Origin of the sequence: Gibbsiella quercinecans, from assembly GCF_002291425.1 — a bacterium.
In the GTDB taxonomy this organism is placed as follows: Bacteria; Pseudomonadota; Gammaproteobacteria; order Enterobacterales; family Enterobacteriaceae; genus Gibbsiella; species Gibbsiella quercinecans.
The window spans coordinates 975,607-996,951 of sequence record NZ_CP014136.1; the positions used below are offsets into that span (position 1 = coordinate 975,607).

General features: G+C 55.5%; 19 protein-coding genes. 8 read left to right on the plus strand and 11 right to left on the minus strand.

What is annotated here, in order from left to right:
- Positions 1 to 12 precede the first annotated feature (12 nt).
- Complete coding sequence (gene dcd, locus ACN28Q_RS04470; protein ID WP_095845233.1) at positions 13 to 594, minus strand: dCTP deaminase; 582 nt, start codon at positions 592 to 594, stop codon at positions 13 to 15.
- A gap of 121 nt (positions 595 to 715) precedes the next feature.
- Positions 716 to 1,357: a uridine kinase gene (udk, locus tag ACN28Q_RS04475; protein WP_095845234.1), complete on the minus strand. Its 642-nt coding sequence runs from the start codon at positions 1,355 to 1,357 to the stop codon at positions 716 to 718.
- 383 nt (positions 1,358 to 1,740) lie between these two features.
- Here udk and ACN28Q_RS04480 point away from each other — a divergent pair, with 383 nt between their 5' ends.
- Complete coding sequence (locus ACN28Q_RS04480; protein ID WP_095845235.1) at positions 1,741 to 2,394, plus strand: phosphatase PAP2 family protein; 654 nt, start codon at positions 1,741 to 1,743, stop codon at positions 2,392 to 2,394.
- A gap of 187 nt (positions 2,395 to 2,581) precedes the next feature.
- Here ACN28Q_RS04480 and apbC read toward each other — a convergent pair whose 3' ends face one another.
- On the minus strand, positions 2,582 to 3,694 hold the full coding sequence (apbC, locus tag ACN28Q_RS04485) for an iron-sulfur cluster carrier protein ApbC (protein ID WP_095845236.1): 1,113 nt from the start codon (positions 3,692 to 3,694) through the stop codon (positions 2,582 to 2,584).
- 159 nt (positions 3,695 to 3,853) lie between these two features.
- Here apbC and metG point away from each other — a divergent pair, with 159 nt between their 5' ends.
- A complete protein-coding gene (gene metG, locus ACN28Q_RS04490) occupies positions 3,854 to 5,881 on the plus strand; it encodes a methionine--tRNA ligase (RefSeq protein WP_095845237.1) in 2,028 nt (675 codons plus the stop codon).
- 377 nt (positions 5,882 to 6,258) lie between these two features.
- Here metG and ACN28Q_RS04495 read toward each other — a convergent pair whose 3' ends face one another.
- A complete protein-coding gene (locus ACN28Q_RS04495) occupies positions 6,259 to 6,624 on the minus strand; it encodes an endonuclease domain-containing protein (RefSeq protein WP_095845238.1) in 366 nt (121 codons plus the stop codon).
- A gap of 242 nt (positions 6,625 to 6,866) precedes the next feature.
- On the opposite strand from ACN28Q_RS04495, the gene ACN28Q_RS04500 reads away from it, so the two are divergent.
- Positions 6,867 to 7,937 carry a sugar ABC transporter substrate-binding protein gene (locus ACN28Q_RS04500; RefSeq protein WP_095845239.1) on the plus strand — a complete coding sequence of 357 codons (1,071 nt, stop codon included), beginning with the start codon at positions 6,867 to 6,869 and terminating at the stop codon, positions 7,935 to 7,937.
- Between the two features lie 141 nt (positions 7,938 to 8,078).
- Here ACN28Q_RS04500 and ACN28Q_RS04505 read toward each other — a convergent pair whose 3' ends face one another.
- The 4 genes from ACN28Q_RS04505 to ACN28Q_RS04520 all read right to left on the minus strand — a co-directional run bounded on the left by ACN28Q_RS04505 (position 8,079) and on the right by ACN28Q_RS04520 (position 11,701).
- Positions 8,079 to 8,234, minus strand: a complete 156-nt coding sequence (locus ACN28Q_RS04505; RefSeq protein WP_230469386.1) for a putative selenium delivery protein YdfZ — start codon at positions 8,232 to 8,234, stop codon at positions 8,079 to 8,081.
- 129 nt (positions 8,235 to 8,363) lie between these two features.
- Positions 8,364 to 8,888 (minus strand): peptide deformylase, encoded by a 525-nt coding sequence (def, locus tag ACN28Q_RS04510; protein WP_095845241.1) that lies wholly within the window; start codon positions 8,886 to 8,888, stop codon positions 8,364 to 8,366.
- A complete protein-coding gene (locus ACN28Q_RS04515) occupies positions 8,875 to 10,122 on the minus strand; it encodes a DUF2075 domain-containing protein (RefSeq protein WP_095848913.1) in 1,248 nt (415 codons plus the stop codon). Before ACN28Q_RS04515 ends, def begins: the two co-directional genes overlap by 14 nt.
- Before the next feature lie 400 nt (positions 10,123 to 10,522).
- Positions 10,523 to 11,701 (minus strand): 5-methyltetrahydropteroyltriglutamate--homocysteine S-methyltransferase, encoded by a 1,179-nt coding sequence (locus ACN28Q_RS04520; protein ID WP_095845242.1) that lies wholly within the window; start codon positions 11,699 to 11,701, stop codon positions 10,523 to 10,525.
- Positions 11,702 to 11,954: 253 nt separating this feature from the next.
- On the opposite strand from ACN28Q_RS04520, the gene ACN28Q_RS04525 reads away from it, so the two are divergent.
- The 5 genes from ACN28Q_RS04525 to sanA all read left to right on the plus strand — a co-directional run bounded on the left by ACN28Q_RS04525 (position 11,955) and on the right by sanA (position 16,956).
- The gene (locus ACN28Q_RS04525; protein WP_095845243.1) at positions 11,955 to 12,365 is read left to right on the plus strand and encodes a CidA/LrgA family protein; all 411 of its coding nucleotides are present in this window, start codon (positions 11,955 to 11,957) and stop codon (positions 12,363 to 12,365) included.
- The gene (locus ACN28Q_RS04530) at positions 12,362 to 13,057 is read left to right on the plus strand and encodes a CidB/LrgB family autolysis modulator (protein ID WP_095845244.1); all 696 of its coding nucleotides are present in this window, start codon (positions 12,362 to 12,364) and stop codon (positions 13,055 to 13,057) included. The genes ACN28Q_RS04525 and ACN28Q_RS04530 overlap by 4 nt, the downstream gene beginning before the upstream one ends.
- 165 nt (positions 13,058 to 13,222) lie before the next feature.
- Positions 13,223 to 14,107, plus strand: coding sequence for a cytidine deaminase (cdd, locus tag ACN28Q_RS04535; protein ID WP_095845245.1), 885 nt, complete (start codon positions 13,223 to 13,225; stop codon positions 14,105 to 14,107).
- Positions 14,108 to 14,352: 245 nt separating this feature from the next.
- Positions 14,353 to 16,050: an NAD-dependent malic enzyme gene (locus tag ACN28Q_RS04540; RefSeq protein ID WP_095845246.1), complete on the plus strand. Its 1,698-nt coding sequence runs from the start codon at positions 14,353 to 14,355 to the stop codon at positions 16,048 to 16,050.
- A 159-nt stretch (positions 16,051 to 16,209) separates the two neighbouring features.
- Entirely contained in the window at positions 16,210 to 16,956 is a 747-nt protein-coding gene (sanA, locus tag ACN28Q_RS04545) for an outer membrane permeability protein SanA (protein WP_095845247.1), read from the plus strand.
- Positions 16,957 to 17,136: 180 nt separating this feature from the next.
- On the opposite strand, the gene mglC is transcribed toward sanA, so the two are convergent.
- The 3 genes from mglC to mglB all read right to left on the minus strand — a co-directional run bounded on the left by mglC (position 17,137) and on the right by mglB (position 20,996).
- Entirely contained in the window at positions 17,137 to 18,147 is a 1,011-nt protein-coding gene (gene mglC / locus ACN28Q_RS04550; protein ID WP_095845248.1) for a galactose/methyl galactoside ABC transporter permease MglC, read from the minus strand.
- An 11-nt stretch (positions 18,148 to 18,158) separates the two neighbouring features.
- On the minus strand, positions 18,159 to 19,667 hold the full coding sequence (mglA, locus tag ACN28Q_RS04555; protein ID WP_095845249.1) for a galactose/methyl galactoside ABC transporter ATP-binding protein MglA: 1,509 nt from the start codon (positions 19,665 to 19,667) through the stop codon (positions 18,159 to 18,161).
- Positions 19,668 to 20,003: 336 nt separating this feature from the next.
- A complete protein-coding gene (gene mglB / locus ACN28Q_RS04560; RefSeq protein ID WP_095845251.1) occupies positions 20,004 to 20,996 on the minus strand; it encodes a galactose/glucose ABC transporter substrate-binding protein MglB in 993 nt (330 codons plus the stop codon).
- Positions 20,997 to 21,345 lie beyond the last annotated feature (349 nt).

The following is a 21,345-nucleotide window of genomic DNA, read 5'->3' on the forward strand; positions in this document are numbered from 1 at the left end:
GTCCTTCAGCCGTTAATCTTTGTCGATACGGCTGGCTACGGCACCCTGTTGATCTTTATATTTTGCATCCTGGCGGCGATTATAAGGGCGGGCAGCCGGGCCGGAAAGCGGCTCGAAGCTCAACGCGCCGATCATCATCCCAGGGCGCAGTGCCAACGGCAACTTACCTGAATTATAGAACTCCAGAACGATACGGCCCTGCCAGCCTGGATCAATACGGTGTGCGGTGACATGCACCATCAAGCCAAGGCGCGCCAATGAAGAGCGGCCGTCGAGCCAGCCGACCAGATCGTCCGGCAGCGTAACCGATTCCAGCGTCACCGCCAGCGCAAGCTCACCGGGGTGCAGGAAGAAGGCTTCGCCCTCCGGCAGCACGATCTCGTCACTCATCACGCGATCCAGCGCGGCGCTGACTTCATCTTTCGGGCCGCTCAGATCGATAAATGCCGCAGTATGCCCGAGGAATACGCGGAACTGATTCCCTAAACGGACATCCACTGTGGCCCCGTTAATACGCTCCACCGGTGGACGGGGTGAAATAGCCAGCTTTCCGCAGTCCAACCAGCTTTCTATATCGCGGTCACACAGTCTCATCTCTTCTTCTCCATCAAAGCGCATAAACTAAAACAAAAAGTGCCACACAATAGGCGAAAGGTCTACGTCAGGGCGTAAATCATGGGAGACAGGCCGGGGATTCACCGCCCGGCCAACAGCATCATTCAAAGAACTGGCTGATTTTGGCTTTCAGGATATCGATCGCAATCCGATTTTTACCACCGCGCGGCACGATAATATCGGCATACTGTTTGGAAGGCTCAATAAATTGCAGGAACATCGGGCGAACGGTTTTCTGATACTGCGCCATCACCGAATCCATCGAACGGCCACGTTCGTTGACATCACGCTTCATACGGCGCATCAGGCAGATATCCAGCGGCGTATCAACAAAGATAGAGAAATTCATTTCCTGGCGCAGGCGGATATCCGTCAGCAGCAGAATACCTTCCAGAATAATGACTTTCTTGGGTTCCAGATGGATGGTTTCTTGTTTGCGGGTATGTTCGGTGTAGCTATACAACGGCAGTTCAATTGCCTTGCCGGCCTTAAGCATTTGCAGATGCTGGAACAGCAAATTGTGATCCATGGCGCTGGGGTGGTCATAATTGGTTTTGACCCGCTCTTCCATGGTCAGATGGCTCTGGTCTTTGTAGTAACTGTCTTCGGGGATAACGCCAATGTGTTGATCGCCAACTTGATCGCGGAGTTCTCGATATAACGTACTGGCAATCAGACTTTTCCCTGAGGCAGATGCGCCAGCTATACCAATAATGACGCATTGATGCGGCTTGTCAGTCATAAAATTAAAGACCTGGTTTCGTAGTGTGAGGGGGGAACTAAATCGCGCCAATTATAGGGAGTTAGCAGGCCCGGCGCCAGTATTTAGACGGCGGCAACAACAATATGCATACAAACCGTTGCCGTAATAACCATTTCGCTTTTTTATGCGGCGGTATACGCAAAATAATTCGAGTTGCAGGGCAAAGATGGCCCCAGGGATGTGCGCCAACACGCCAGCACACTGCGGGATGACGGGTTTATATGCTGTTTTCAGAACTTTTACACTACTGTTAATGCCGCGGCCAAGCTAGAATCACAGCATTCAGCCACGATTATTTATTTGAGTACCCGCGATCACGTGAACAGTCTATCCCGTTATTTATTGCCACAGAGTGTGCACCTATGAACTGGCACTTTTTGACCTTCTTCGGCGACAGTATGCTGTTGCTGCCAAGCGCCGCCATTGTGTTCATTATTCTGATGCTTTCGCCAGCCAGCAGAAAGCCGACCTGGCAATGGATTTTGTTGTTCGGCGGCGTGGGGGCGGTGGTGTGCCTCTCCAAGCTGGCCTTCATGGGCTGGGGGATTGGCAGCCGTGAGTTTGATTTTACCGGTTTTAGCGGGCATTCGGCGCTCTCGGCCAGCATCTGGCCGGTGATGCTGTGGCTACTGGCCGGGCGCTTTTCAATCAACGTGCGCCGTGTAGCCGTGGCCTGCGGCTATTTACTGGCGCTGACCGTGGGCTATTCACGCCTGGCGATCAATGTGCATTCCACCTCGGAAGTGGTTACCGGCCTGGCACTGGGCTGCACCGTCAGCGCGGCATTCCTGCTGTTGCAGCGCAACACACCGCCACCACGGCTTTCTTACCGGAAAATCGCTGCGGCGCTGGTGCTGCCGCTGTTTTTGATCAACACCGGCACTGCGGCGCCGACTCAAGGGCTGCTGGAGCGCATTGCGGTAACCATCGCGCCGGTGAAAAAACCTTTTACCCGTGCAGATTTGCACGCCAAACCATCACCCGCACCCGCGCCGGTAAAAGTAGCGCAAGACTAATCGCCCCTCACCCTAACCCTCTCCCCAAGGGAGAGGGAACAGACCGTGCCGGCACGGCCCTATCCCCCCACACCCATGCCGCATCGCCCTAGGGATAGCGACGGGGTGAGGGAACAGGCCCACACCCATGCCTCATCGTACGCCCCCTCTCCCGCGGGGAGAGGGACGGGGTGAGGGAATAGGCCAATCACAGCGCGCGGAAAGAAATCTCGGTGGGGATCGCCTCGCCCTGCCAGTACAACTGCGCGGCCACATTGCCAGCCAGTTGGCGATACATCTGCGCAAACTCACTGTCTGGGCGGCTGATCACCGTCGGCTGCCCGCGATCCAAATCTTCCCGCAGTGAAATATGCAGCGGCATCTGGCCCAGCAGGCGGCTGTGGAATTTCTGCACCAGTTTCTCGGCGCCGCCAGTGCCAAATACCGGCTCATGGTGGCCGCACTGGCTGCAGATATGCATACTCATGTTTTCCACCACTCCCAACACGGGCACCTGCACTTTCTCAAACATCACGATGCCTTTGGCCGCGTCGAGCAGTGCGATATCCTGCGGCGTAGTCACGACCAGCGCCCCGGTAACCGGAATGTTCTGCGACAGCGTCAGTTGAATATCCCCGGTGCCCGGCGGCATGTCCACCACCAGGTAATCCAGATCTGGCCACAGCGTATCCTGCAAGAGTTGCAGCAGCGCCTTGCTGGCCATGGGGCCACGCCACACCATCGCGTTATCGTCGGTCACCAGGTAGCCAATCGAATTGGTCGCCAGGCCATGGGCCATGATCGGCGCCATATGCTGGCCGTCCGGCGACGTTGGGCGTTCGTTCTCGGTGCCCAGCATGTTCGGGATCGACGGGCCGTAAATATCGGCATCCAGGATCCCCACCCGGCCCCCTTCCGCCGCCAGCGCCAGCGCCAGGTTCACCGCGGTGCTGGATTTGCCCACCCCGCCCTTGCCGGAGCTGACGGCAATAATGTTGCGCACGCCTTTAATGCCGGGCTGGTTATTCGCGCGCTTCAGGGTGGCGATATCGTGCTTAAGCTTCCAGTCCACCGCTTTTGCGCCAGTCACCCGCAGCAGCTCGGCGCTGGTTTGGTCTTGCAATGCCGCAAACCCGCTTTGCCAGGCAAAAGGCATCAGCAATTCGACATACAGCACATCGTCCAGCAGCGCACAGTGGTGAATGGCCTTCAGCGTCGACAGGTTATTTTTTAACGTCGGGTGCTCGAAAGCGGCCAGTACATCGGCCACCCGGGCGTGCAGATCTTCAGGGTTGGTTTGCTCGGGGGATTTAGCGTTCATCCCGGCTCCTTGGTTTTAAACACATGGCTTCCTGCTTAGCATATCAGAACTGCAAGGGGGCTGGCGCACCCAGCAGGAAAGAAACCGCCCTAGCCGCGAGGGGCGCGATCGGTTAACATCAAAGCCCCTTTTATCATTACAGAAAAGCAAGTTATCACTATGGCTCAAGTCGCGAAAAAAATATTGGTGACGTGCGCACTACCGTACGCAAATGGTTCCATCCATCTCGGCCACATGCTCGAGCACATCCAGGCGGACATTTGGGTTCGTTACCAACGAATGCGCGGCCACGAGGTTTATTTCATCTGTGCGGATGACGCGCACGGTACGCCAATCATGCTCAAAGCGCAGCAACTGGGCATCAAACCTGAAGACATGATTGCGGAAATGAGCCGGGAGCACCAACAGGATTTCGCCGGTTTTGGCATCAGCTATGATAACTATCATTCGACCCATAGCGATGAAAACCGCGAACTGTCGAGCCTGATTTACGGCCGCCTGAAAGAAAACGGCTTTATCAAGAACCGTACCATTTCCCAGCTTTACGATCCGGAAAAGGGTATGTTCCTGCCCGATCGTTTCGTTAAAGGCACCTGCCCAAGATGCAAGGCGGCGGATCAATACGGCGATAACTGCGAAGTGTGCGGCGCCACCTACAGCCCAACCGAGCTGATCGATCCTAAATCAGCGGTTTCCGGCGCTACGCCAATCATGCGTGATTCCGAGCACTTCTTTTTCGATCTGCCCGCATTCAGTGAAATGCTGCAGGCCTGGACCCGTTCCGGCGCGCTGCAAGAGCAGGTGGCGAACAAAATGCAGGAGTGGTTTGAATCTGGCCTGCAGCAGTGGGATATCTCCCGCGATGCGCCGTATTTCGGCTTTGAAATACCCGACGCGCCGGGCAAATACTTCTACGTGTGGCTGGATGCACCGATCGGCTATATGGGCTCGTTCAAAAACCTGTGCGATAAACGCGGCAATCTGGACTTCGATGAATTCTGGCGCAAAGACTCCACCGCCGATCTGTATCACTTCATCGGCAAGGATATCGTTTATTTCCATAGCCTGTTCTGGCCGGCGATGCTGGAAGGCAGCAACTTCCGCAAGCCGACCAACCTGTTTGTGCACGGCTATGTGACCGTGAACGGCGCCAAGATGTCGAAATCACGCGGCACCTTTATCAAGGCAAGCACCTATTTGCAGCATCTGGACGCCGACTGCCTGCGCTACTACTATGCGGCCAAGCTGTCTTCACGCATTGATGATATCGATCTGAACCTGGAAGATTTCGTCCAGCGTGTAAACACCGATATCGTGAATAAGGTGGTTAACCTGGCTTCCCGCAACGCCGGCTTTATCAACAAGCGTTTTGGCGGCAAGCTGGCGGATGAACTGGCCGATCCTGCGCTGTACCAAACCTTTATCGATGCGGCAGAAAGCATTGCCGAAGCCTATGCCAGCCGTGAATCCGGCCGCGCTATCCGTGAGATCATGGCGCTGGCTGACGTTGCCAACCGCTACGTCGACGAGCAGGCACCGTGGGTGGTGGCGAAGCAGGAAGGCCGCGATGCCGATCTGCAGGCCATCTGCTCAATGGGGATCAACCTGTTCCGCGTTCTGATGGCTTACCTGAAACCGGTGCTGCCTTCGCTGACCGAACGCGCAGAAGCGTTCCTGAACAGCGAACTGCGTTGGGATAGCATCCAGCAGCCACTGCTGAGCCACCAGGTGAATGCGTTTAAGGCGCTGTTCAACCGTATCGATCTCGACAAAGTGACTGACATGGTTAACGCATCCAAAGAGGACATGAGCACCGCCAAGCCGGTGACTGGCCCATTGGCGGATGATCCTATTCAGGAGACCATTACCTTTGACGATTTCGCCAAGGTGGATATGCGGATTGCACTGATCAAAAGCGCCGATTTCGTGGAAGGCTCCAGCAAACTGCTGAAGCTACAGTTGGATTTAGGCGGTGAAACGCGCCAGATTTTCTCTGGTATTCGCTCTGCCTACCCGGACCCGAAATTGCTCGAAGGCCGCCTGACGATCATGGTCGCTAACCTGGCGCCGCGCAAAATGCGTTTCGGCGTATCTGAAGGGATGGTGATGGCCGCAGGCCCCGGCGGGAAAGATATCTTCCTGCTGAGCCCAGACAGCGGCGCGCAACCTGGGATGCAGGTTAAGTAACTCCCCCTCACCCTAACCCTCTCCCGTCGGGAGAGGGGATCGTACGTGCCAACCTTCCAGAGCCAGTTCCCTAACTACCCAGGCCTATCCCATCGCCCCCTCGCCCTCTGGGAGAGGGCCGGGGTAAAAGCTCGTCCATGCCAACCTTCCTGAACCGCTCCCCGTCTACCCATGCCTATCTCTGCGCCCCCTCTCCCTTGGGGAGAGGGCCGGGGTGAGGGTTCGTCCGTGCCAACTTTCCTGAACCGTTCCCATCTACCCAAGCCTATCCCATCGCCGCTTATCCCTTAGAGAAAGAGCCGGGGTGAGGGTTCATCCGTGCCAACCTTCCTGAACCGGCTCCCAACTACCCATGCCTATCCCGGCGCCCCCTCTCCCTAGGGGAGAGGGCCGGGGTGAGGGGGCCCTTCGCACAAATGCTGCAAAATAACGGCTTGAACCCCACTCCAGTTATCAAACACCTCATTATTCCAAAAACGCAGCACCTTAAACCCAAGCTGCTCGAGATAACGCGTACGCCGCGCGTCATAAGCAGCCTGTTCCATATGTTGCCCGCCATCCAGCTCAACAATCAGCTTTCTTTGCAGGCAAACAAAATCAACGATGTATGGCCCAATCGGCAACTGGCGGCGGAACTTGTAACCGCCCAAACGCCGATCGCGTAGCCCCAGCCAGGCGGTTTTTTCCGCCGGCGCCATCATAGCCCGTAGCCGCCGGGCGTTTTGCAGCATGCTTTTTCCCATCGCAAGGCCCCCTGCCTGCGACTATAAACAGCGAAAAATATGCCGGCACCCGCCTTTTGCCCACTTTGCGTAACGCGCCAAAAACTTGCGGGCAACATCCTGAAAAAAATTCATCAAAAAAATAATTCATTATCGCAACTTATCTGGTTATGATGCTGCAAATACAACAAATAGACGTCCAGACAGAAAGACTTCCGTACGGATATTTAACCATCACAATTCCACCTGCTTATGGAGCAATAATGAAAAAGATAAAGACCTCATTGCTGGCGCTCAGTCTGCTGATTGCACTGCCATCGCTGGCGGCGGAAACCGTGCCAGCCCCGGTGCCTGCCGCTATCGCCAGCCACCAGGGGCCAATCCGCGTTGCCATCATTCGTAACCTGGGCTCTGATGACAACACTACCCAGTTCCTGGCCGGCGCCATTCAGCAAGGCCGCAAGCTGGGTTTTAAGATCGATACCTTCTTGAGCAATGGCGATGACGCGCGCTTCCAGGATTTCGTCAACCAGGCCATCAGCCAGAAATACGACGGTATTATTCTTTCGCAGGGCCGGGCGCCTTATTCCACCGATCTGGTCAAACGCATTGCCGCCGCCGGCATTGCCGTTTCCGTCTTTGATACCGATGTCAGCGGCAGCGTGCCTGGCGCCACCGTCACCCAGCAGGACGATGCATCGCTGACCAATGAATCCTTCGGCCAGTTGGTGAAGGATTTCAATGGCAAAGCCAATATCGTCAAGCTGTGGGTAGCCGGCTTCCCGCCGATGGAGCGCCGCCAGGCGGCTTATCAGCAGTTGCTGAAACAAAACCCGGGCATTCATGAGCTGGAATCTATCGGGGCCGTATCTTCCGACGTGCAGGGTGATACCGCCAACAAGGTCGGCGCGATCCTGGCAAAATATCCAAAAGGCAAGATTGACGCGATTTGGGGCACTTGGGATGCATTTTCTCAGGGCGCATATAAGGCGTTAAAAGAGAACGGCCGTACGGAAATCAAACTCTACAGCATTGATATTTCTAACCAGGATCTGCAACTGATGCGCGAATCCGGCAGCCCGTGGAAAGTCAGCGTGGCGGTCGATCCCAAACTGATTGGCGCGATCAACCTGCGCCTGGTGGCGAACAAGATTGCTGGCGAACCTACGCCGGCCACCTATGAATTTAAAGCAGCCACCATCCCACAGGCATTGCTGTTGAGCCAGCCGGGGCCGGTCAACGTTGCCGGGCTGGCGAAAATTATCCCGGGCTGGGGCGCCAGCGATGATTTCATTCAGCCGTGGTTCGCCACGTTAGCGGCGCAAAAACACTAGGTTGCAACCAGCAGCCGTGCGGGGCAGCGCCACATTCGGTAACACGTTTTTAGCGTAAAGCGCCTTGGTTAAGGCAAGTGGGAAGCACGGTAGGGAAAGTACATTAAGGCCAACACGGAGGTTGGCCTTTACGCGGGATCATCAATGCAAAGTGCCAAGGCCCATCAGGTTTTCAGGCTTGAAGAGCCCGTTAATACCTTTCAGTTCAACGCAATTTGCGCGGCGGGCCTGATCTTGCTCCATTCCGTTTTGATGAATTGAAGCGATAACCCCAATTTTACCGGTTTCGCTGTCCATAACCTTGCAGCCTGGGGCAATCCGGTTTCTATACCTATCATACACAGTTATCATTTATGACCTCCTACTCGTCAACAACAACAATAACCGCATAAATGATATGCCTATAAAAACCCGGATTCAAGCGACCTAGACCGTGCGTGGGGCAGTTTTTCGCCGCAGTTTGGCCAGGTGCGTTTTGATGCGGTTGCGCTTCAGTTCGGAAAGGCCATCGACCAGCAGGTGCCCATCCAGATGGTCGATCTCATGCTGCAGGCAAACGGCAAAGGCGCCGCTGGCTTCAATCTGCTGCGGCACACCGGCCAGATCGGTAAATGCCACCGTCACCTGCCTGGCCCGCTCAGCAGGCAATGGGTGGCCGGGAATGGAAGAACACAGCTCCAGATGCGCCGTTTTCTCCGCTGAAACGCTGACGATCTGCGGGTTGATTAACGCCAGCCGTTGGCGCTGCCCGGCATCATCCACGATGTCGATCGCCACAATACGCAGCGGGATCCCCAGTTGGATAGCCGCCAGGCCAGAATCTTTGGTGGCGTCGATCACGGCAAACATCTCGTCCACCACCGCCTTCACACGATCGTCGATAGCCTCGACCGGCCGCGAAACGCCAGCCATACGCTTATCGTCGATCCACAGCACCTCAGTTGCAGACATGGTTATCTCCTTTGGTCACTGCCGCACTTTGCAAAGCCAGCAGTTTATTACGTAACCCTGCATCATGGGCATAGATATACAGCCCGTTGATCGCTCGGGTCATCAACACGTTGATGGCATTAAGCATGATGCGCCGCTGCACGCTGCCGGCCTCGGCAACCTTCGCTTTGCCCTGAAAAGCCGCGCTGTCTTCATAACGGCTGGGATCCAGCACAATTTCCTGCCGGCGATCATCCCAGGATACGGAAGGCCCGAGGATCAGCCCGACATAGTTAAGATCAAAACCCTGCACGGTATATACCGATCCCACTTCATCAATGGTGTCTGGCCGCTCCGCCCAGGGCAAGCGTTCATTCGGCTTCGAGCGGTCCCAGCGCAGCCGGAATGCCCCTTCCTCGATAAAATAGTCCTGGCCGTCCAGCCGGTAAGGGTAATCATAGGTAGAGAGCATCCGCGACAGCCCCACCGTGCGGTTTTTCTGCCGGATGGCATCATACATCGCCTGGGCATCGGCAAAGATTTTTATCTCAAAGGCTTGGTGCTCACGCCCGGCGCTGGGCAGCGGCAACAGTCGGCACTGGCAAAAATGGTCGATCCAGGCTTGCACCGCACTGCCGGCCTGCATCCTGAACTGGTGCCGCAGGGCGTAGGCTTCATGGGGCCAGCGGCCAACGATCTGCGCCAAATCATCCCCCTGCCACAGGCTTTTGAATTTCAGCACCTGCTTTTCATCAAACACCAGCACAATCAGCCGGGCCAGGCGGGCAATTTCAACCAGGTGGTTGTCTTGGTTGAAATGGTTGTAGCGATCGCTGCGCGTCAGCAACAGGTGGGCTTCGTCAACCAGCACAATGTCGGCCTGGCTGCCGCTTTTATCCATGCGGTTGATAAAGGTTGTCGGCCGCTCATAGTCTTTTTTCCGCAGATAAGGCACACCCTGCGCGGCATTTTTGTAGGCCTTGAGCATTTCCGGGTGGTTGACCAGCAGGTAGTTTTCCTGGCCGGCAAACGGGCTGCCCGGCTGCTGGCGATTTTGCGCCTGGATATCGGCAAACAATGCGTTCAGGAAAACGCTTTTCCCGGTACCGGCGTCGCCATGGATAACAAAAAGGGCATGCTCGTCGTTCTGGTGATCAATGAGGAAGGCTTCAACGCGCTGTTTCAGCGCCAGTTGCTCAGCAGAGAGCGGTTTTTCCGGCGAGAGTTTGAAGCTAGCTTGATTAGTATTTGGCATTTCAGCAACGCGCTTTGTAAAAATGATGGCGATACGGGCGTTTGAGCAACGCGGGTTACGCACTTAATGCCCTCACCCCGGCCCTCTCCCAAAAGGAGAGGGAGTATTCGTGCCCGGTAGCGGCAACGGGTGCGCCCCCTCACCCCGGCCCTCTCCCACTGGGAGAGGGAGTATTCGTGCTCAGTAGCGGCAGCGAGTGCGCCCCCTCACCCCGGCCCTCTCCCACAGGGAGAGGGAGTATTCGTGCTCAGTAGCGGCAGCGAGTGCGCCCCTCACCCCGGCCCTCTCCCACAGGGAGAGGGCGTATTCGTGCCCAATAGTGGGAGAAGGGGCATGAACAAGGGCTCGGGCAATCCCCTCTCCCTTTGGGAGAGGGTTAGGGTGAGGGAAAAGCGAGGAATTAGCCCCACACCTCATCAGCAACGGCTTTCACCAGGGCAATCTTCGCCCACTGCTGCTCTTCGGTCAGCACGTTGCCCTCTTCCGTTGAAGCAAAACCGCACTGGGTGCTCAGGCACAGGCGCTCCAGCGGAACGTACTGCGTCGCTTCTTTAATGCGCGCAATAACCGCCTGTTTGTCTTCCAGCTCACCGAGCTTGGAAGAAATCAGCCCCAGCACCACTTGTTTATTCGGTGATACCTTCGCCAGCGGCGAGAAATCCCCGGCGCGTTCAGTATCAAATTCCAGGTAGTAAGCAGCCACGTTCTCACGGGCGAACAATACGTCAGCCACCGGCTGGTAGCCGCCGCTGGCAGCCCAGGAAGAGTGGTAGTTGCCGCGGCAAACGTGGGTGGTCAGCACCAAATCGGCCGGCGCCCCTTCAATGGCCGCATTATTCACCTTCAGGTACAGCTCGGCCAAAGCCTGGGCTTTGGTTGGCTCGGCAGGTTCCCCGCCACAGCAGCTGCAGCCGCTTTCGGTCGATTTTGGCGTATCCGCCGCGCCGCCGCCGGCAAACTTCGGATCCACCAGCATACCCCAGGTGCAGTCATCCAACTGCAGGTTGCGGCAACCGGCTGCATACAGCTCTTTAATAAAGGTGCGATAGGCCTTGGCGATATCGGCAACCAGTTCGTCTTCCGTCGGGTAGACGGCAAGCGTCAGCGCTTTGTTATCCGGGCGCTGCAGTTCCGCCAGAAACTGCGCCGGGGAAGGCACGGTCAGGCGCGGAGTAATGCCCGCTTCAGCGAACTGCAGCAAAAATTTGAAGTGTTCGATAAACAAATGGTTTTCGCCGGAAATTTTCCCGGTCAGGCGCGCGGTTTCCGGGCGGGTTTCTTTATCGGCGAACACATACCCCTTAGAGATGGATGCCTTTTCAACCCCGTTCAGTTCCCACATAAAGTCCAGGTGCCACCAGCTCCGGCGGAACTCGCCATCGGTGATCACCTGCAGCCCTGCGGCCTTTTGTTTAGCCACCAATTCGGTAATCGCCTGGTCTTCAACAGCCTGCAAATCTGCGGCAGAAATTTCCCCTTTGGCAAAGCGCGCTCGCGCGTCATGTAAGTATTGCGGGCGCAAATAGCTGCCGACCACATCAGCACGGAAAGGTGGGATATGGGTATATGCTTGTGTCATGTGTTGTTTCCTGTCTTATTTTAATTACTTATATTTAGGTGTTCATTTCTATCATGAAATAGCCGGTAAGGCATAAAAAAAATCCTATAAGTTCATCGCTCCTGGCGACGTTTTCGCCAGAAACGGCTACCGTTATTCACTACGCCAACCAGTAAAAGTGGAATGGTTACCATAGACAGAATTCATCGGCCGTTTGTGGCACAGCTCACACTTTAATTGTATGATGAATGCGTCAGTTAAAGGGGAAAACGTCATGGGCAACATGTATACACAAGGCTGGAGATACCTGCGATCGTTCGGCCTGATCTATCTTTGTTTATTTGCCGGCAATGCCATTTCAGCGCTATTGCCAATCGTCATCCCCGGCAGCATTATCGGCATGCTCATTCTGTTTGCCCTGCTCGCTTCACAGATTGTGCGTTCAAGCCTGGCCAAACCGGGTTGCCATTTCTTTATTCGTTATATGGTGCTGCTGTTCGTGCCGATAGGCGTTGGCGTAATGAAATACTACGATCAGCTTATCGCCCACCTGGGGCCGTTGGTGGTCTCCTGCCTGGTCAGTACCCTGGTGGTGTTGCTGGTGGTGGGCTACAGTTCACACTACCTGCACAGCCGGCACCCGCTCGCCAATAAAAAAGTCGAAAGCGCGAGGGAACAGAAATGATCCAGAATATCTGGTGGTCGCTGCCATTAACGCTGATTGTGTTCTATGCCGCCCGGCAGTTGGCGATCAAGCTGCATATGCCGTTGCTCAACCCGTTGTTGGTGTCCATGGCGTTGATTATTCCGTTCCTGCTGCTGACCGGCATTTCTTACGAAAGCTATTTTCAGGGCAGTAAAATCCTAAACGATCTGCTGCAGCCGGCCGTGGTGGCGCTGGCCTTCCCGCTGTATGAACAACTGCATCAGATCCGCGCCCGCTGGAAATCAATCATCACCATCTGTTTTATCGGCAGCATGGCCGCGATGATCAGCGGTGGGGTCATCGCGCTGTGGCTGGGGGCGACGCCGGAAATCGCCGCCTCTATCGTTCCTAAATCCGTCACCACGCCTATCGCCATGGCGGTGGCGGACTCTATCGGCGGCATCCCCGCCATCAGCGCGGTGTGCGTGATTTTTGTCGGTATCCTCGGCGCCGTGTTCGGCCACCCGTTGCTCAACCTGCTGCACATTAACACCAAATCCGCCCGCGGCCTGGCGATGGGCAGCGCCTCGCACGCATTGGGAACGGCGCGCTGCGTGGAAATGGATTTCCAGGAAGGGGCGTTCAGTTCGCTGGCGCTGGTCATTTGCGGCATCATTACCTCGCTGACCGCACCGATCCTGTTTCCGATCATGTTGCATCTGTTCAGCTAACGGTCGGCGGGCCGCCGGCCAGGATTGGCGGCCTGCTAAAATTTGCGTTAAATCTCACAGACTCCCTTTCCGTTACATTAATTTCATAAATAAAGCGATATATGTCACACATTATTATGAGAAGGTTACCTAGAATGTTATCCCGTTTCTGAGGAGAGAGTTTCTATGCATACGCGTTTTCATACTGCTTTCCGCGATTTGCCTGCCACCCTGCAGGCCGCCCTGCAACCTTATCTTGATACTGAAAACTTCCAGGGCGTGCTGAGCGCAAAGCAAGCGGAAGCCATCAAGCAGCATTGCGGGCTGGATGATAACGCTTTGGCCTTCGCCCTGCTGCCGTTGGCCGCCGCCTGCGCGCTGGCGGCCATCTCAAACTTCCATGTGGGCGCCATTGCCCGTGGCGCAAGCGGCAATCTCTATTTCGGCAGCAATATGGAGTTCAATGGCGCTCCGCTGCAGCAAACGGTGCACGCCGAACAAAGTGCGGTCACCCATGCCTGGCTGCGCGGTGAAAGCGGGCTGGCCGCCATCACCGTTAATTACACCCCTTGCGGGCACTGCCGCCAATTTATGAATGAACTCAACAGCGGCCTGGAGCTGGAAATTCATCTCCCGAACCGCGAGCCGGCCACGCTGGGGGATTATCTGCCTGATGCCTTCGGGCCGAAGGACTTGGCGATCGACTCGTTGTTAATGGATAGCGTTGACCACGGTTTCCAACTGCAACTGGACGATGAACTGGCGAAAGCGGCGCTGGCCGCGGCCAACCAAAGCCACGCGCCATACAGCAACGCCCACAGCGGCGTTGCGCTGGAAGCGCAAGACGGCCAGGTGTTCACCGGCCGCTATGCGGAAAACGCCGCCTTCAACCCAAGCCTGCCGCCGTTGCAGGCCGCGCTGGTTCTGATGAACATGGCCGGTGCCGATTGCCAGCAAATCAGCCGCGCGGTGCTGGCCGAACCGCAGAACGCGCCGTTCAGCCAATGGGCCGCCACGCGCGCCACGCTAGAAGCGCTGGGCTGCCTGGATATTCAACGCGTGGCCTTTTGAATTACCGGCGCTGCAGGCACCCGCAGCGCCCTATTTTTCCGCTAACTGCCGGTATTCGTTAAATAATGTTTCTATCAATAGCAAATATCTGCCCTTTTCCCCCATAATCTGATAACAATTGCTGTACATATTTCCCTTATCTTTTAGGATCTATCACGATATACCCGTGGCGGCACCGAGCACACCTGCGGCTTAAATGATGAAAGGGTATAAACGTTATCTGATTACGCTAAAGAGTGAAATCCATGGAACTTGAATACGAAAGTAAACGCCCGCTTTATATCCCCTATGCCGGCCCTATCCTGCTGGAATTTCCACTGTTGAACAAAGGCAGCGCTTTTACCGAAGAGGAACGCAGCAACTTCAACCTGCACGGCCTGCTGCCGGAAGCGGTAGAAACCATTGAAGAACAGGTGGAACGCGCCTACCGCCAGTATCTGGACTTCAAAAACGATAACGACAAGCACATTTATCTACGCAATATTCAGGACACCAACGAAACCCTGTTCTATCGTTTGTTGGACGCCCATCTGAGCGAAATGATGCCGATCATTTACACGCCAACGGTTGGCGAAGCCTGTGAACACTTTTCCGATATTTATCGCCGCGCGCGTGGGCTGTTCATCTCTTACCCGAACCGCGATCGCATCGACGACATGCTGCAAAACGCCACCAAGCAAAACGTGAAGGTGATTGTGGTCACCGACGGCGAGCGCATTCTCGGCCTGGGCGACCAGGGCATCGGCGGCATGGGCATTCCTATCGGTAAACTTTCGCTCTATACCGCCTGTGGCGGCATCAGCCCGGCCTATACCTTGCCGGTAGTGCTGGACGTCGGCACTAACAACCCACAGCGCCTGAACGATCCGCTGTACATGGGCTGGCGCCATCCGCGCATCTCCGGCGACGAATACTACGAATTCGTCGAAGCATTTATCCAGGCGGTAAAACGCCGCTGGCCGAACGTGCTGTTGCAGTTCGAAGACTTTGCCCAGAAGAATGCCACGCCGCTGCTTAACCGCTACCGCGACGAAATTTGCTGCTTCAACGATGACATCCAGGGCACCGCCTCTGTGGCTATCGGCAGCCTGATCGCCGCCAGCCACGCGGCCGGCAGCAAACTGCGCGATCAAACCGTGGCCTTCCTCGGCGCCGGTTCCGCCGGCTGCGGTATTGCCGAACAGATTGTCGCCCAGATGAAATCCGAAGGGTTGAGCGAAGAAGAAGCGCGCGCTCGGGTATTCATGGTGGATCGCTTCGGCCTGCTCACCGACAAGCTGCCCAACCTGCTCGAATTCCAGAGCAAACTGGTGCAAAAAAGCGAGGCTCTGGCAGGCTGGGGGCTGGAAAACGATGCGATTTCGCTGCTGGACGTGGTGCGCAACGCCAAACCGACCATTCTGATCGGCGTTTCCGGCCAACCCGGCTTGTTCACGGAAGAAGTCATCCGCGAGATGCATAAACATTGCCCGCGCCCGATCGTCATGCCGTTGTCCAACCCGACTTCACGCGTGGAAGCTCGCCCGGAAGACATCATCAACTGGACGGACGGCGCGGCGCTGGTCGCCACCGGCAGCCCGTTCGCCCCGGTGATGTACAAAGGCAAACAGTACCCGATCGCCCAGTGCAACAACTCTTATATCTTCCCGGGCATCGGCCTTGGGGTGCTGGCTTCCGGCGCCAACCGCGTGACCGACGCCATGCTGATGGCCGCCAGCCGCACGCTGGCCGAATGCTCGCCGCTTGCCAACGATGGCCAGGGCCCGCTGCTGCCGAACATTGACGACATTCAGGGCGTATCGAAATGTATCGCCATGGAAGTGGGCAAAGCGGCGCAGTTGCAAGGCATGGCGGTGGTGACATCGGAAGATGCACTGTCAAAAGCGATTGAGCACAATTTCTGGAGCCCGCAGTACCGCAACTACAAACGCACGTCGTTCTAACCCCGCATCCATTGCCCCCCATCATGGGGGGCAATAGCGTATAGCCTGCTGAAAAATGTGGCGCCGCACGCGTTCCTTATGGTGCATCGCTTGCGCCAGCTAGTCAGGTAAAGTAGCCTTGCTCTATTCTGTCAGCATCTATGTGCGTAAGGCCCGGAAATGTGGAAACGCCTGATAATTAGCCTGTTCATCATCATTGCGGTGTTGGTGCTGTCTGTTATCGCGCTCGATCGCTGGATCAGTTGGAAAACCGCCCCCTACGTTTACGACGAACTGCAAGAGTTGCCGCATCGGCAGGTTGGCGTGGTGCTCGGCACGGCCAAGTATTATCGCACCGGCGTGATTAACCAGTATTATCGCTACCGTATTCAGGGCGCGCTCAATGCCTACAACAGCGGCAAAGTGAAATACCTGCTGCTGAGCGGCGATAACGCCCAGTCAAGCTATAACGAACCGATGACCATGCGCCGCGATCTGATCGCCGCCGGCGTGGCGCCCAGCGACATCGTGCTGGACTATGCCGGTTTTCGCACGCTCGATTCCATTGTGCGCACCCGTAAAGTTTTCGATGCCAACGATTTTATTATCATCACCCAGCGCTTCCACTGCGAACGCGCGCTGTTTATTGCGTTGCATATGGGCATTCAGGCGCAGTGCTATGCGGTGCCCTCGCCAAAAGACATGATGACGGTGCGGGTGCGCGAGATTTTCGCCCGCCTTGGCGCATTGAGCGATTTATATATTCTGAAGCGCGAGCCACGTTTCCTCGGCCCGATGATCCCGATATCTTCCATGCACAACGTGCCGGAAGACGCCCAGGGCTATCCGGCCGTGTCGCCGGAGCAGATGGTGGAGCAGGGAAATAAACTCGCTGCGGAAAAGCAAAAGGCGCTGAAGAAATCCTGATACCGGGCCCTCACCCCAGCCCTCTCCCATAGGGAGAGGGAGCGTACCGTGCCACCAGTTCTGCCCTCACCCCGGCCCTCTCCCACGGGGAGAGGGAGCAATGACCCACAGCCGCGCGCTATATCTAACATGATGCTCGGGCGGTCCCCTCTCCCTGTGGGAGAGGGATAGGGTGAGGGACTATTTCTTCTTGGCGTACTTCAGCGAATCCAACGCCACCGCAAAGATGATAATGCTGCCCTTGATGATGTACTGCCAATACGGATTGATACCAATGTAGGTCAGGCCGTAGTTAATCACGGTAAAAATAATTACCCCGGTCACCACCCCCAGCACGGTCCCCACCCCGCCGGCAAACGACACCCCGCCTACCACGCAGGCGGCGATAGCATCCAGTTCATACATAAAGCCCAGGTTATTGGTGGCGCTGCCGATACGGCCGGCTTCCAACAGGCCGCCAAAGGCATAAAACACGCCCGACAGCGCATAAATCATGATCAAATTCAGCGGCACATTCACACCGGAGACTTTCGCCGCCTCGGGGTTACCGCCAATCGCAAAGATATTTTTGCCGAAGCGCGTTTTATTCCACAGCACCCAGACAAAAATAGCCGCAATCACCGCGTAAAACGTAATGTAGGAAAGCTTGAAATCGCCAAAGCGAATAAACCCCTGAGCGAAGGTTGAGAACTTCTGATCAAAGCCCGCCACCGGCGAAGCGCCGACAAAATCGTAATACAGCGAGTTAACCCCATACACGATAATCATCGTGCCCAGCGTGGTGATAAACGGCGTAACGTTAAGATAGGCAATCACCAGGCCGTTAATCAGGCCGATAACCGCACCAATGGCGCAAACCAGCAGGATCACCAGTGGAATAGACCAGGTTTCCATGTGCGGGAACACTTTGTTGACGTTATCCATCGACTGTAACAGCGTGGCCGCCACCACCGCCGCCAGCCCCACCTGGCGCCCGGCGGAAAGGTCCGTGCCCTGGGTCACGATAAGCCCTGCCACCCCCAGCGCGATAATAATACGCACCGAAGACTGCGTAAGAATATTGCTTAGGTTCATTAAGCTTAAGAAAGTTGGGTCCTGGATAATAATAATCGCCAGCAGCACCAGCAATACCACATAAATGCCGCCTTCTTTAAAATAGGTGAACAGCGTTTTTTTATTTAGCACATTCATAATTACAATCCTTAAAGGTGCAGGGATGCCAAACGTAAGATTTCATTTTGCGAGGTTTGTCTGGTATTAACGATGCCCGCAACCTGGCCGTTACTCATCACGAGTATTCTGTCGGTAATACCCAAAAGCTCCGGCATTTCGGACGAGATAATAATGATCCCCTTGCCCTTTTTCGCCAAATCAGCCATCAGCTGATAAATTTCAAATTTTGCCCCCACGTCAACCCCGCGCGTCGGCTCATCCAGCATCAGGATTTCCGGCTGCGTTAATAACCAGCGCCCAAGGATCACTTTTTGCTGGTTGCCGCCGGAGAGTGCCCCCATCGTCGTCCGGTGCCCCGGCGTTTTTACCCGCATGGCGTCAATCACCCATTGGGTGTCGCTTTTCATGCGCACGTTATCCAACAGGCCAATTTTATTTTTATAATTACGAATATTGGATATCAGCGAATTAAAGCCGATATCCAGATAGGCATAGATCCCGGTGGAACGGCGCTCTTCGGTCACCAGAGCAAAGCCGCGGTTAATCGCCTCGTTTGCACTGTTGTTATTAATAGCCTTGCCGTGCAGCTTAATGGTGCCCGCGACTTTTTCACGAATGCCGAACAGGGTTTCCACAATGTCGGTGCGCTTCGCCCCCATCAGCCCGGCGATCCCCAAAATCTCCCCTTTGTGCAGATCAAAAGAAACGTCGCGGATCGAAGGCTGGCGCAGCGAGGTCAGATTTTTCACTTCCAGAATAACCTCGCCCGGCGTATTACTGCGATCGGGGAAGCGTTGGCTGAGCGAACGCCCAACCATCATGGCGATAATCTTGTCCATATCCAGCCCCGCCAGCGGCTGGGTCGTGATCCATTGGCCGTCGCGTAAAATGGTGATCTCATCGCACAGCTGAAAGATTTCCTCCATCTTGTGGGAAATATAAACAATGCCGCAGCCACGCGCTTTTAACTTGCGGATAATGGTGAACAGGTGGTTCACCTCTTTTTCGGTTAACGAAGAGGTGGGCTCGTCCATAATGACGATTTTTGCATCATAGGAAAACGCCTTGGCGATTTCGATCATCTGCATTTGCGAAACCGACAGCGTGCCAACCCTGGCGTGCGGATCAATATCGATATCCAGTTCGTCGAAGATTTCTTTGGTGTCTTTATACATTTTGTCCTGATCGACAAACATGCCCTTTGCCGGATAACGCCCCAGCCACATGTTGTCCATCACGCTGCGTTGCAACACCAGATTCAGCTCCTGATGCACCATGGAAACGCCATGCTCCAGCGCTTCTTTGGCACTTTTAAAATCAACTTCCTGCCCCTGGAAAATAATGCTGCCCGTATCTTTTTTATAAATACCAAACAGGCATTTCAATAAGGTTGATTTACCAGCGCCATTTTCCCCCATCAGCGCGTGAATAGAGTGCGGGCGAACGCGTAAATTAACATTATCCAACGCTTTAACGCCGGGAAATGACTTATTGATACCCGTCATCTCCAGCAGAAAGTCACGTGAGCTATCGGCCATAGTTACACCTGGCGGTTGTTATACTCGTCATACTTCAAGCTGCATGGCGTTGGCTCTGTTACCCGCCCCAGCCACGGCCAAACGTCTGGCGCCTGGGATGTGCCGCACCGCCGACGGCCTGCAACTCAAACGATTTAAAGTATATTTTGCGGGCTGGAACCCGGCCGCACGGGAGGTTGCCCCACCGCCGGCCAGGCGCATATCTCTATACCTTTCATACTTCAAGTTGCAGGTGTGTTGGCTTTCCTCGCTCCCCCCAGTCACTTACTTCAGTAAGCTCCTAGGGATTCGCTGCGTTGCCGCCTTCCTGCAACTCGAATTATTTTGGGTATCGATTTATTTCACAAACTGAGACAAGTTATCTTTATCAACGCCAACGTAAGGAATACGCACCACTTTATTGTCGATGGTGTATTGGGTACCTTCGGCGGCAGGTTTGCCGGCGGCCAGGTTCTTCGCCAGTTCAAAGGTAGCGCGGGCCTGGTTCTCTGCATCGTTGAGCACAGTGCCGGCCATTGCGCCGGATTTCACCATGGCCAACGCCTCCGGCAGCGCATCCACGCCGAATACCGGGATGCTGGCCTTATTGTGTGCCTTCAGCGCTTCAACCGCCCCCATCGCCATCGCGTCGTTGTTGGCGATCACCACCTCGATCTTGTTCGCATTCGGGCCAGACAGCCAGGCGTCCATTTTATCTTTCGCCTGTGCGGTATCCCACATGGCGGTATCCAACTGCAGTTGCTGGGTTTTGAACCCCTGCTCATTGAGGGTTTTCACCACGTAGGTGGTGCGCGCTTCTGCATCCGGGTGGCCCGGTTCGCCCTTAAGCAGCACAAACTGAATCTGGCCGTCTTTGTTCAGATCCCACGCGGGGTTGGCTTTCCAGTGTTTGGCGATCAATTGGCCCTGGATCACGCCGGATTCTTTGGAATCCGTCCCGACGTAATAAGCTTTGTCATAGCTGTCCAGCGCCTTGCGGGAGGGTTCTTTGTTGTAAAACACGATCGGTACATCGTTGGCCCGCGCTTTGTCGATCACCACGGGCGCAGCGGCCGGATCGACCAGGTTGATCGCCAGCGCTTTAACGCCCTTGGCGATCAGCACGTCGATCTGATCGTTTTGTTTCGACTGATCGTTTTGCGAATCATTCATCAGTAATGTCACGTCCGGCGCGGCTTTCGCATCCCGCTCAATCGCCTTACGCACCACGGACATAAAGTTGTCGTCATATTTATAGATGGTCACGCCAATACGGGTATCGGCATGTGCGGCAGCCCCGAACATCATGCAGGCGGCTAATGCGGCCAGGGTAAACGCCTTTTTATTCATTTTCTGTCTCCGGGTTGTGTAGGGTCTTGCTCGGTATCAGGCCAGTTGCCACCGGCAGCGTGGCGCCAGCGGAGTCTGGCAAGAGAAAATTAAGGTGCCGCTATCCTGGCTGCATGTTATGCCTGAAAGATGTTGACGATCTGTGAAATTTCTCACAGATTGGAAACGGTTACATCACGCGAAATGTTCAGGGAGTGACCGGTGCCACACTCTTGCGGCATGCAACTTTTGGCGCCGGAGAAAATGCGCAGGTCAAGAAAGCAGAGAGGCGCAGGACAAAGCCCGGCAGAATTTCAGCGGCAGGTTGGTAATGACGAAGCACAGCAAAAACCCGCCGCCTGCAGCCAGT

Bases quoted from the DNA above. Each gene is read 5' to 3' on its own strand.
- dcd (WP_095845233.1), bottom strand. From the start codon at position 594: ATGAGACTGTGTGACCGCGATATAGAAAGCTGGTTGGACTGCGGAAAG.
- udk (WP_095845234.1), bottom strand. From the start codon at position 1,357: ATGACTGACAAGCCGCATCAATGCGTCATTATTGGTATAGCTGGCGCA.
- ACN28Q_RS04480 (WP_095845235.1), top strand. From the start codon at position 1,741: ATGAACTGGCACTTTTTGACCTTCTTCGGCGACAGTATGCTGTTGCTG.
- apbC (WP_095845236.1), bottom strand. From the start codon at position 3,694: ATGAACGCTAAATCCCCCGAGCAAACCAACCCTGAAGATCTGCACGCC.
- metG (WP_095845237.1), top strand. From the start codon at position 3,854: ATGGCTCAAGTCGCGAAAAAAATATTGGTGACGTGCGCACTACCGTAC.
- ACN28Q_RS04495 (WP_095845238.1), bottom strand. From the start codon at position 6,624: ATGGGAAAAAGCATGCTGCAAAACGCCCGGCGGCTACGGGCTATGATG.
- ACN28Q_RS04500 (WP_095845239.1), top strand. From the start codon at position 6,867: ATGAAAAAGATAAAGACCTCATTGCTGGCGCTCAGTCTGCTGATTGCA.
- ACN28Q_RS04505 (WP_230469386.1), bottom strand. From the start codon at position 8,234: ATGGACAGCGAAACCGGTAAAATTGGGGTTATCGCTTCAATTCATCAA.
- def (WP_095845241.1), bottom strand. From the start codon at position 8,888: ATGTCTGCAACTGAGGTGCTGTGGATCGACGATAAGCGTATGGCTGGC.
- ACN28Q_RS04515 (WP_095848913.1), bottom strand. From the start codon at position 10,122: ATGCCAAATACTAATCAAGCTAGCTTCAAACTCTCGCCGGAAAAACCG.
- ACN28Q_RS04520 (WP_095845242.1), bottom strand. From the start codon at position 11,701: ATGACACAAGCATATACCCATATCCCACCTTTCCGTGCTGATGTGGTC.
- ACN28Q_RS04525 (WP_095845243.1), top strand. From the start codon at position 11,955: ATGGGCAACATGTATACACAAGGCTGGAGATACCTGCGATCGTTCGGC.
- ACN28Q_RS04530 (WP_095845244.1), top strand. From the start codon at position 12,362: ATGATCCAGAATATCTGGTGGTCGCTGCCATTAACGCTGATTGTGTTC.
- cdd (WP_095845245.1), top strand. From the start codon at position 13,223: ATGCATACGCGTTTTCATACTGCTTTCCGCGATTTGCCTGCCACCCTG.
- ACN28Q_RS04540 (WP_095845246.1), top strand. From the start codon at position 14,353: ATGGAACTTGAATACGAAAGTAAACGCCCGCTTTATATCCCCTATGCC.
- sanA (WP_095845247.1), top strand. From the start codon at position 16,210: ATGTGGAAACGCCTGATAATTAGCCTGTTCATCATCATTGCGGTGTTG.
- mglC (WP_095845248.1), bottom strand. From the start codon at position 18,147: ATGAATGTGCTAAATAAAAAAACGCTGTTCACCTATTTTAAAGAAGGC.
- mglA (WP_095845249.1), bottom strand. From the start codon at position 19,667: ATGGCCGATAGCTCACGTGACTTTCTGCTGGAGATGACGGGTATCAAT.
- mglB (WP_095845251.1), bottom strand. From the start codon at position 20,996: ATGAATAAAAAGGCGTTTACCCTGGCCGCATTAGCCGCCTGCATGATG.